The 11,715-nt window shown below is 45.9% G+C and carries 7 protein-coding genes; 3 read left to right on the top strand and 4 right to left on the bottom strand.

The features are described 5' to 3' along the window. Positions 1–106 precede the first annotated feature (106 nt). Positions 107–1,108 (bottom strand): NAD(P)H-dependent glycerol-3-phosphate dehydrogenase, encoded by a 1,002-nt coding sequence (locus BLU80_RS02405; RefSeq protein ID WP_091392867.1) that lies wholly within the window; start codon positions 1,106–1,108, stop codon positions 107–109. A gap of 619 nt (positions 1,109–1,727) precedes the next feature. Here BLU80_RS02405 and dnaB point away from each other — a divergent pair. From dnaB to BLU80_RS02390, 3 genes are all read left to right on the top strand, one after another. Further along, positions 1,728–3,308, top strand: coding sequence for a replicative DNA helicase (gene dnaB / locus BLU80_RS02400; RefSeq protein WP_091392865.1), 1,581 nt, complete (start codon positions 1,728–1,730; stop codon positions 3,306–3,308). 164 nt (positions 3,309–3,472) lie between these two features. Beyond that, the gene (locus BLU80_RS02395; protein ID WP_091392863.1) at positions 3,473–5,908 is read left to right on the top strand and encodes a TonB-dependent receptor plug domain-containing protein; all 2,436 of its coding nucleotides are present in this window, start codon (positions 3,473–3,475) and stop codon (positions 5,906–5,908) included. Positions 5,909–6,128: 220 nt separating this feature from the next. Then, positions 6,129–6,521 carry a hypothetical protein gene (locus BLU80_RS02390; protein ID WP_091392861.1) on the top strand — a complete coding sequence of 131 codons (393 nt, stop codon included), beginning with the start codon at positions 6,129–6,131 and terminating at the stop codon, positions 6,519–6,521. 274 nt (positions 6,522–6,795) lie between these two features. Here the strand turns inward: BLU80_RS02390 and BLU80_RS02380 are convergent, their stop codons facing one another. From BLU80_RS02380 to BLU80_RS02370, 3 genes are all read right to left on the bottom strand, one after another. Further along, positions 6,796–9,039 carry a GH92 family glycosyl hydrolase gene (locus BLU80_RS02380; RefSeq protein ID WP_091392857.1) on the bottom strand — a complete coding sequence of 748 codons (2,244 nt, stop codon included), beginning with the start codon at positions 9,037–9,039 and terminating at the stop codon, positions 6,796–6,798. 162 nt (positions 9,040–9,201) lie between these two features. Beyond that, positions 9,202–10,179 carry an ROK family protein gene (locus BLU80_RS02375; protein ID WP_091392855.1) on the bottom strand — a complete coding sequence of 326 codons (978 nt, stop codon included), beginning with the start codon at positions 10,177–10,179 and terminating at the stop codon, positions 9,202–9,204. Between the two features lie 70 nt (positions 10,180–10,249). After that, a complete protein-coding gene (locus BLU80_RS02370) occupies positions 10,250–11,713 on the bottom strand; it encodes an MFS transporter (RefSeq protein WP_091392854.1) in 1,464 nt (487 codons plus the stop codon). Between the last annotated feature and the right edge of the window lie 2 nt (positions 11,714–11,715).

The following is an 11,715-nucleotide window of genomic DNA, read 5'->3' as shown; positions in this document are numbered from 1 at the left end:
GAACCAAGATTGATTCAATAAGGCCATCTATTTAATGTATGAGATTTCATACATTACCAGAATATATTCTATTGAATGACTGAAATATCATACACTGAAAACAATATTATATCAATATGCGTTCCAGATCCAGAAAGGCCGATTCCGCTGCCGCATTCTGCCAAAGAATCTGATAGATAGTGAGCGCAATCGGAATTTCTGCTGCAAGGTTACTATTTAAATCATGGATACATTTACTGGCATTATAGCCTTCGGCTACCATGCCCAGTTCCAGTTGAGCGGCTTTTACGCTGTAGCCCTTACCGATCATCGTACCAAACATCCGGTTACGACTATAAAGAGAATAACAGGTCACCAGCAGATCACCCAGATAAACGGAACTGGCATAATTAGGTTTCTGGGACAATGCCCGGGTAGCCGTTATTTTTTGCAAAAACCTCGTCATTTCACTGGCAGCATTGGCAATAAAGACACTGAGAAAATTATCCCCGTAATCCAGGCCATGGGCAATACCGGCCCCCAGCGCATAGATATTTTTCATAACAGCTGCATACTGGACGCCGATTACATCATCATTGATACGCGTATTTAAATAAAGGGTTTCAAAGTAACCGGACAGTTGCTGCGTCATCTCACCGTTGAGCCCTGAAAAAGTCAGATAAGAGAGTTTTTCACTGGCCACTTCTTCCGCATGACAAGGCCCTAAAACGGTAATAAAACGTTCCAGCGGTATATCAAATACCCTTTTTAAATAATCACTGATGAGTTCTGTTTTTTCCGGTAAAATACCCTTAACCGCCGATATAATCCATTTGCCCTCAAAAGCATCCTTTGGCAGAGCGTCCAGTGCCTGCTGCAGGTAAGCTGAAGGTGTGGCCAAAAGAACCGCCTCCGCATTTTCAATGACATACGCCAGAGAATCACTGAAACGTATACGGCTCAGATCAAAATAGGATTTAGATAAATAGGAAGGATTATGGCCCCGCTGCTTAAAATGTTCCATGGCAGGCGTATTTCTGAACCACCAAAAAAGCTCCACTTTATTATCTGTGAGTAATTTAGCCAGGGCAGTTGCCCAGCTTCCACTCCCTACAATTGCTATTTTCATTATTTTTCTTCGTTTCGCCCAACCGGGAATAATGGATGCTGTTTGTATTTGATTGACTATACACAAAAACGCTACTCACCTGAAATCACTCGTTTTCCAGGCTTCCTACGTCAACTGGCATCCATTTGCAAGCAAAATTCACCTAAAATTAATGATTTTCCAAGTAAAAATAACAGACATAAGTATTTTCGCCGGTTCTTGTTGCGGAATCGGAGCCTGGTAAAGACTGTAAAAAATAGGCAAAATCCAAGGGGAATCCGGCTTTTAAACCTGTTTTCTTTATGCACAGGCGTTTGTGCATAAAAGCAGACATTTACTGTAAAAAACACAAATCTGGTGCATAAGTTTCTGTTATTTGTGCATAAACTTAGGAATTCTGTTAATATCTTTGTGCATTGGATATGTAAAAATAATAAGAGAAACAAAGTTTTTTCCCAGGTTGAGCCTTGCTATATTCGCTTGAAATTGACAGGTACTTTAATTTTTCATGATTAAATTGTTACCTGCCTTGCAGATGCGGTTATAAGCGGCCTTTGCAGGATTTAACCCGGGAAAATGCCGCATTTTTACGCAAAAAAACCGGCAATTTAACAACATATACTAAAATTACTTTATATAAATGGACAATTTATCGAATATTAACCGCAAGGTCGGCCGTAAAAAACCGACCACCGACATCAATACCATGATGTATGGCAAAGTGCCTCCCCAGGCAAGAGACCTGGAAGAAGCTATTTTAGGAGCGGTCATGCTGGAAAAAGCAGCCTTCGATAATGTTATTGAGATCATTCGGGCCGAGTGTTTTTATGTAGATGCCCATCAGCGTATTTTTAAGGCCTGTGAAAAACTGGCCCAGAAAAATATGCCCATTGATATGCTGACCGTGGTGGAGGAATTAAAATCCACCGAGGAACTGGACCTGGTAGGCGGTGCTTTTTATGTCTCCAAACTGACCATGGCCGTCGCATCTTCTGCCAATATTGAGACCCATGCGCGTATTCTGCTGGAAAAGTTTATTCAGCGAAAACTCATTGAAATCAGTGGCGAAATCATTACCGAAGCTTATGTAGAAAGTACCGATGTCTTTAATCTGCTGGATGATGCGGAACAGAAAATCTTTAATATCACCAATAACTATCTGAAAAAGAACTATGATGATATTGGAGACGCGCTGGCAAAAGCGCTGGAACGCATCGATAAACTCAGGCTGCAGACCAATGAAATCTCCGGTGTGCCCAGTGGTTTCCCGAGTCTGGATAAAGTAACCTATGGCTGGCAACCCAGTGACCTGATCATCCTGGCAGCCCGTCCTGCGGTGGGTAAGACAGCCTTTGCCTTGAACCTGGTGCGTAATGCGGCCATGCATCCGACCAACCCCGTCCCGGTGGCTTTTTTCTCCCTGGAAATGAGCTCGGCTCAGTTGGTACAGCGTATCTTATCCGCCCAGAGCGAAATCAAACTGGAGAAAATTTCCAGAGGTAACCTGGAGGATTATGAATACAAGCAATTACAGGCTAAAGGGATCAAACCGCTGGAGACCTCCCCTATTTTTATTGATGATACCGCGGCCCTGAACATCTTTGAGTTCAGAGCCAAGGCCAGAAGGCTGGTCAATAAAAACAAGGTCGGCATGATTATCATCGACTATCTGCAGCTGATGAGTGGCTCCGGTGATAAAAACTCCAACCGTGAGCAGGAGATCAGTACCATCTCCAGAAACTTAAAAGTACTGGCCAAGGAGCTGATGATTCCCATTATTGCCCTCTCTCAGTTAAGCCGTGCGGTGGAATCCAGAAAGGAAAGCAAGATTCCGCAGTTAAGTGACCTTAGAGAATCCGGAGCCATTGAGCAGGATGCGGATATGGTCATCTTTATTTACCGGCCGGATTATTATGAAAACACTTCCAATGAGATGGGCGAATCCATAGAAGGTGAAACCCATATCAAGATAGCGAAGCACCGTAACGGTTCTTTGGAAACCATTATATTAAAAGCCCGGTTGGATATCCAGAAATTTGAAGACCTGGGCACGCAGGGGGGTAACTTTAATAAGGGCGGCAGTTGGCCGGAGCTGCCTTCTGGCGGCGGTCCGGGTGGCTTTGGCGGTCAGGCGGACGGCGGCGGCAGCTTTCAGGTGATGTCCAGCCGTATGAACGGTCCTGAGTTTGACGCCGGTTTTGATGACGCGCCGCCGTTTTAGGCCATGACTCAAACGAACTTTCTTAAAAATCCCTTTTTTTTAGAAAACATTATCAGTTCCCTTTGTGCCTGCGGGAGCTACTACAAAAATATCCCTTAACTTAGAGGGATATTTTTTTTGTTAAATACGTACAATTAAACATTCATTATAAACCCACTATGTACATGACACTGCGTTACGCAAAAAAATTACTCAGGCTAAGCATGCTGACTGCGCTACTATGGACGACAATCTGTTCAGGGATTGCCAGTGCACAAAGAATCGATACCCTGATTAATAACTACGCTGCCAAATACCCACAGGAAAGAATCCATTTACAGTTTGACCGACATAATTATGCCCCTAAGGAGGACGTGTGGTTCAAGGCCTATATCATCACCGGCATCATGCCCGATGAGTTAAGCAAAACCCTGTATGTGGATTTTAGTGATGAAACCGGTAAAGTGCTGGCCCATGATGCCTATCCCATAGCAGCCGGAACCACCAGAGGGCAGTTTACGGTTCCTGACAGTATTCACGGCAATCTGCTGCATGTAAGAGCCTATACCAAATGGATGCTCAATTTTGATACGACTTTTTTATTCAACCATGATCTGGGGATTATCCAGCCAGCCTCCAAACGCATCAAAGGCTCCCCGCCGGCAAATGTGGCCAAAATTTATTTTTTCCCGGAAGGGGGTGATCTGATTGCAGGGTTGAACACCCGCGTGGCCTTTATGGCAGAAGACCAGTACGGCCAGCCCGTCAAGGTAAAAGGGGTGGTCAAAGACGCTAAAGGAAATGAAGTCGCTCAGATCAGTCCCGACCATGACGGCATGGGCAGCTTTCATTTACTGCCCAACACCTCAGATGTATATACCGCCACCTGGACAGATGAAAAATCAGAAAGCCATACCACGCAGCTTCCGGCAGTAAAAGCTGCAGGTGCCGCACTTGTGGCCAGACCGGGAGCCGGTTCTACCCTGTTTGCCATCCAGCGTTCAGAAAACGCACCGGATAATCTGAAGAGCCTGCATATTGTGGCGACCACCTATCAGCAGCTGGTCTATATGGCCAATGTATCACTGGAGGATAAATCCATGGTGAGCGGCGCGATTCCGACCTCCAACTTCCCCAGCGGGATCCTGCAGCTGACTTTATTTGACGCTGCCTGGAAACCAGTTTCCGAAAGGATTGTTTTTGTCAATAACGGCGAGGCCGTCTTTCATCCGGAGGTCGGGTTTTCTAAACTTAGTTTTGACAAAAGAGGACAAAATGAAATAGTCATCGATGTACCGGATTCCGTGCCGGCTAACCTGTCTGTGGCAGTGACAGACGCCTCCGTTGGTTCTGACAGTTCCAGCAATCTGATTTCCCGGATGCTGCTGACCTCTCAGATTAAAGGACGGGTGTATCATCCTTTTTATTATTTCTCCGATACCACCAAAGAGGTCAGGGAGAACCTGGACCTTGTCATGCTGACACACGGATGGAGAAGATATAACTGGGAAAAACTAGTCGCACATGAAGATCCCAAGATTACCTATCCTGCCGATACCAGTTATATGACTTTCTCCGGAAAAGTCTATGGAGCCAGTCCCGCGCAGATTACCGCCAACAACACGCTGGTAGCCATTGCCAAATCCAAAACGGATACCACTGGCAGATTTATTATGGTGCAACTTCAAAAAGACGGATCCTTTAATGACCCGAATACCATCTTCTTTGACTCCCTGCAGGTCTATTATAAGTTCTCCGGTAAAAATAACCCGATGGAGCGCTCCGCTACCATTAGTTTTATGCCGGACCGTCTTAAATCTCCCGGCACCATTCAACTGGATCAAAATGATATCATCAAAGCCAGGGTCTACGATACCTCCGGTCTTGCTGCCAGCAGAAGACTTTTTGATCAGTACTGGGCAGCCTCCCATATGGAGACCAATCTGGAGGATGTAACGGTTAAGGCAAAGGCAAAATCACCGGCAGAAGAGCTTAACGATAAATATGCCAGCGGCCTGTTTAAAAGCGATAACGGGTACACCTTTGATCTGATGAATGATATTGCCGCACAAAGTTCCTTTAATATCTTCAGCTACCTGCAGGGCCGCGTGGCCGGTCTGCAGATCTCCAATGCACAGAGCGGCACCCCTTCCATGACCTGGAGAGGTAGTACGCCTTCACTCTTCCTGGATGAAATGCCTATTCAGGATGCCAGCCAGCTCTCCAATATCAGTATGAATGATATTGCCATGGTCAAGGTATTCCGACCTCCTTTTATGGGTGGTTTTGGCGGCAGCCCTGGTGGCGCCATTGCGGTATATACCAGAAAAGGCGGTGACGTACAAAGAGAAAAAGGAGAAGGGATGCCGCATAAGACCATTGCAGGCTACTCCGTCATTAAAGAGTTTTATGTCCCGGATTACCTGAGCCTGACACAGGATTTAAGCAAGCTGGACAGCCGGGCTACGCTGTACTGGAACTCCCTGATCATGACCACCCCTCAGGATCATGAACTCCGGCTTAAATTCTTCAATAATGACATCACTAAATCCTACCGGATTATCCTGGAAGGCATAAACAACCAGGGACAGTTCTCCCATATTGAGAAAGTGATTCAGTAATACTTCTTAACTCATTATAAGTTCCGACCACCCTGCAGGCAGCATCATGCCACCAGCAGGGCGGTCGTTTTATCTACCTGTAAGAGAATTGTGTTACTCATTAGACAGTGGAAAATCCTTAGAAATAACGAAATATTAATGCTTAAAAACACTGAATTAGTTTGATATTCATTAATTTGTTGAGCAAATTCATTTTTTAAACCTATTTAAACCCGATTTTATGAGCGAACAAAATAATCAGCAGGAAGAAAAAAGCTTTTTTGACAAAGCCAAAGAAGGCCTGGGCCATTTAAAGGATAAGGCCGCTGAAACCTGGGATAATATTGAAGATAAGGCAGAGGACATCTGGGATGCCACGAAAGAAAAAGCAGGTGAAGCTTTGGATACGGTGAAAGAAAAAACCGCTGATCTGAGTGATAAAGCCGGTGATGCCTGGGAAAACCTGAAGGATAAGGCAGAAGACGCCACGGAAAACTTAAAAAGTAAAATCCACAGTTCTGAAGCGGACGCTAGTGCAGCTGCGGCAAAAAAAGCAAGCGATGCAGCCAGCGCGGCAGCGGACGCGGCAAAAAATGCGGCCGACAATGCCAGTGACGCAGCCAGTAAGGCCTGATCTGCGGATTATCCTTAGAAATACAGCCTTTCATTTTTTAGCAATTAAGTATAGTCCGGTACACAACCCGGATAAATAACAAAGCAGCCCTTCTGATAATGGTATCATCAGGGCTGCTTTTATTGTATAGGCTGCTAATTATAAAAGAAGCGGAGGCCTTTATAAAGGAAGACTCCCGCTTAAAAAAAATCCTCCATCCCCTAAGGGATGAAGGATTTTTTAATCAACACAAACCCGTCGGTGGGCCGGTCCTTTTGTTTATGATAAGTCCTCCTTAAGGCCTGTCCGCCGCAGCCTTCCCAAAATCCTTATTAGGTGTAGCCCCCATGGTAAATTCCAGGGTTCCTCCGTTCATAATATCCTGATAGGTGATATAAGATTTTGTATAAGGCTTGCCGTTTAACTGAACGGACTGGATATAAATATTTTTATCCGTCAGGCTGCCGGCCGTCACCACAAAGGTTTTACCTTCTGCTACATGTACGGTTGCCTTATCAAAGAAAGGTGTTCCGAATACAAAGACGCCGCTGGCAGGATTTACCTGGTAAAAACCTAAGGAAGAGAGTACATACCAGCCACTCATTTCACCGCAGTCGTCATTACCACAGAGGCCGTCCGGTTTGTCGGTATAGAATTTAGTAGCAATCTCATGTACTTTTTCTGCTGTTTTCCAGCTCTGGCCTGCGTAAGCATACAGATAAGGGACATGATGCTCCGGCTCATTACCCTGGGCATACATACCGATCAGACCGGAAATATCCGGGGAAGCCTGGGCGCCTAAATCGCCGGTCACCACAAACAGGCTGTCTAGTTTTCTGACAAAAGGCTCATCGCCGCCAAACAGACCGATTAAGCCATGTACATCCTGAGGTACCAGCCAGATATACTGCCAGGCGTTGCCTTCCGTATAATCATTTTCTCTGTGTACGCTCTGGAAAGGATTAAAAGGAGAACGGAAACTGCCATCACTCATCACACCCCGCATAAAGCCGGTAGTGGAATCAAAATATCTTCTATAATACTGGGCTCTTTTACTAAAGGTATCGTAGATCTCTGTTTTGCCTAGTTTTTTTGCGGCCAGCGCAATGCTGCCGTCATCGACGGCATATTCCAGCGCTTTGGAGACCGACTCGTTTTCTTTATCTGCCGGAATATAACCCAGATCCTTCAGATAATTAAGCCCGAACTCGCCATTAGTGGCGGTTTTAACCAGTGCCTCTATGGCCAGTTCCTTGTCAAAGCCATCCAGGCCTTTGACAATTGCATCCGCAATAACCGGTGCTGCGCTATAGCCAACCATACAGTTGGTTTCATTGCCGTTCAGATGCCAGACGGGCAGCTTACCCTGCTGTCTGTATATGGCCAGCATGGAATTGATAAAATCTGTCACCCGCGGTCTTTGTATCAGGGTGTAAAGCGGATTCAGGGCCCTATAAGTATCCCACATGGAGAATACAGAGTAATTGTCAAAAGGCGCATGCTCATACACCTTTTTGTCGGTACCTCTGTACGTGCTGTCATGATCATTAAATAAAGCAGGATCAATCATGGAGTGATACATGGCGGTATAGAAAATTCGTTTTTTAGCGGTATCCGGCGTTTCGATTTCTATAGTGGCAAGGGCTTTTCTCCAGCTGCTTTGAGCACTGTCTTTAATAGCTGCGAAATTCCATCCCGGCATCTCCGCATCGATATTGCCAAGGGCGCCTTGCGTGCTCACCGGAGAGATCCCAATTTTAAAGGAAACGGATTTCAGGTCTTTGCCATAGGAAATCACCCCCTTGGTCCTGACTGCCGTAAGTGAATCATTGGATTTGAATGCCGTGGAGTCAAACACGTCCCATCTGTTGATCGGTTCAGAGCTGCGGATGGCAAACCACAGCCGCTGATCATTGGCCCAGCCTTTTGAAAACCGGTAGCCTACCAGTGTGGTATCATTGAGCCGGGAGATATGCGTCTGGACCGGCTGATCCCAGCCGATGCCCTGTTCCAGATCAATGATGACCCTTGCACTGTCCGTGCCGGGAAATTCATATTTCTGCAAGGCAACACGCTTGGAGGCGGTCAGTTCCACCTTGATATCGTTATCAGATAATTGTACGCTATAATAACCGGGAGCAACTGTTTCATGATCATGACTATAATGCGCGCTGTAACCGGAGGTTGGATCCTGCTGCGTACCGGTCATGGTACGTAGCGGTCCCAGGTAAGGCATCATCAGGACATCTCCTAAATCACCGATACCGGTTCCGCTTAAATGCAGTTGCGAGAACCCTCTGACCACGCTGTCCGAATAATTATAGCCGGAACACCAGTCCCAGCCCTGGGTAATATTGGTAGGTCCTACCTGAACGGCTCCAAAAGGCACACTGGCCCCCACAAATACGTGGCCATGTGCGGCGGATCCTATATAGGGGTCCACATACTGTAAAACATCCTGCTTGGCGCCGGATTCTGACTGGGTAGCGCATCCTGCCAGTAACAGAAACGCTGCTGATACAATCATTGTACTTTTCATGAATAGCTTACTTTAAACTGATTATTAATGGCGTTGCCCTAAAACAAACGCCTGTCAGCGAATTTATTTAAATTGCACAACAGGCGTCGTTAATGAATTCCCTGAAATGTTAATGAAGCGTTATGCTGTTCACATTTCTGTATTTTATAAATAAACAGCAGCTTATTTTAATTCCCAGACCAGTGCACTGGCACCCAGAATGGCGGCGTCAGATTCTTTAAGTTCACTGGGGATAATCTGCACTTTATTTTTATAGATCGGCAAAAGGTTCTCTTCCATCACCCTTTTAGCAGGCTGGAAAATTAGGGCACCTGCCTTACATAATCCGCCAAACAAGATGATGGCTTCCGGAGAAGAAAACATCACAAAGTTAGCCAGTGCCTTACCCAGGATTTCACCGGTAAAGGTATAGGTATCGCGGGCGATATCATCTCCCTGAATAGCGCAGTCATAGACTAGACGGCTATCTATCTCGTTTTCTTCATAATGCCTGAGAATACTGGGTTTGTCCGGATTGTTTTTGAGCAGCTCTATGGCCGTCAGGCTGACACCTGTTGCGGAGGCGTAGGTTTCCAAGGACCCTTCTGCTCCGGTAGACCAGTGCTTGCGTCCGCCAGGTATAATAATGGTATGGCCCAGCTCACCGGCAAAACCGTCATGGCCGTACACCATTTCTCCGTTTACCACAATACCGCTGCCCACCCCGGTACCCAGGGTAATCATGATAAAATCCTTCATGCCCTTGGCAGCGCCATAGGTCATCTCTCCCACTGCTGCCGCGTTGGCATCATTGGTCAGGGCTGAAGGCAGATTGAATTTCTGCTGAATCAAAGAGGCCAGCGGAATTTTTCCTTTCCAGGGCAAATTCGGTGCGTATTCGATATTGCCGTTATAGTAGTTGCCATTAGGAGCACCAATACCAATACCTCTGACCAGTTTGTCACTGCCAAACTGATTGAGGGCCGGCATAATCGCATTATACAGTTCCTCTATATAATCGTCGACATTGTCGTGCTTTTTTGTTGAGATTGCCCCACGGTAAGCGATTTCGCCTCTGTGGTCTACTATACCAAATACCGTGTTGGTCCCACCGATATCAATACCAATGGCCATTTGTTGTGAAATAGGAATAGATAACATAGTTGTTTTTACGATGATTGCTTTTAGATTAAACGGGTTAAATTAGCGTAAAACCAGATTGCCTGCAAAGTTAATGCCCGCCGCTGACTTTTACGTCATAATCGATGCCCTGACTTGCTAATATTTTTTTAACTCTCCAGGCGTAGAAGGCCAGATAAGCGAAACAACAGACCGGAATGAAGTAACTATGCTGGATGCCCAGGATATCGGGAGAAGCCAGAAAACCCTGGAAAAGGCTCATCACACCACCCCCCATAATCATCATAATCAACAGACTAGAGCCTTTATTGGTGTATTTACCCAGCCCAGCGATACCCAGGGTGAAAATACAAGGCCATAAAGTAGAGCAGAACAGACCTACGCTGATAAAGGCATAGACGCTGACCATACCATCGGCAAAAATACCGATCAGCAAGGCAATGATTCCCATGAAACTGAAAATCAACAGCTGACGTGCCGGATTACCCTTACTTAAGAAATCACAGATAATCAGCCCCAGGATGATAATCACATAGATGTAAAAAGGAGTAACGTCATGCTGGGCTATTTTATTGACGGCTAAGAACACCCCAAAAGCGATATAAGGCATCAGTACTCTTAAGACGCCTTTAGCTCCCTGAGAGATATCAAAGGCTCCAATGGACCCTGTCCAACGGCCGATCATAAGGCTCGCCCAGTATAAGGATACAAAAGGTGCGATATTTTCTGTAGCCGTTCCTAAATGCTCTTTCATGAACTCCGGCAGGTTAGAGGCCGTGGATACTTCCACCCCAACATATAAAAACAGGGCCACCATACCCAGCACTAACTGCGGGTATTTAAAAACGCTGGATCTGTGCAGCACCTTGGAATCATCTGCAGCTTCTTCTTCGGCTACTTCTTCCAGATTGATCTTATTAGGCACACTCGAGAACTTAAAGATAATGGCTACCAGGATAAAGGCAGCACCCAGCACCAGATACGGAACCTTAATACTGCTGATGGAAGCGTGGGAGTGATCTCCAGTGACAGAACCGAAAATGGCAAAACTGACAATCAGGGGGCCGATCGTGGTACCGAAGTTATTAATACCACCCGCCAGGCTTAAACGCTGAGAACCGGTTTTAGGGTCTCCCATAATCACCGCCAGTGGGTTGGCGGCTATCTGTTGCAAGGCAAAACCCAGCCCTACGATAAACAGTCCTGAGATAAACAGGGGGAAGGAAGATGTCTGGGCTGCAGGAAAAAACAGCAGGGTTCCCAGGGCAGAGATAATCAAGCCCACAGAAATACCGTTTTTATATCCTAAATCCTGTAACAAGTCTTTTTTACGGGTTTCACTGATCACCATAAAGATGATAGAGCCTACCGTATAGGCAAAATAAAAGGCAAAAGAGACCATCTGGCTATGCGCCTGGGATAAGTGCAGATTCTCTTTAAAGACGGGAATCAGGATGTCATTGCTGGCGGCCACAAAGCCCCAGAAGAAGAAAACAATAATCAGGACTAAGAACTGTCCCCATTGAGTTTTCTGCATGGTTTGGTTGTTTTGCATGA

It is taken from the genome of Arachidicoccus rhizosphaerae, from assembly GCF_900107765.1.
Classification (GTDB): Bacteria; Bacteroidota; Bacteroidia; order Chitinophagales; family Chitinophagaceae; genus Arachidicoccus; species Arachidicoccus rhizosphaerae.
The sequence above is the reverse complement of the archived record's forward strand: the minus strand, read 5'-3'. Positions and strand labels throughout refer to the sequence as shown.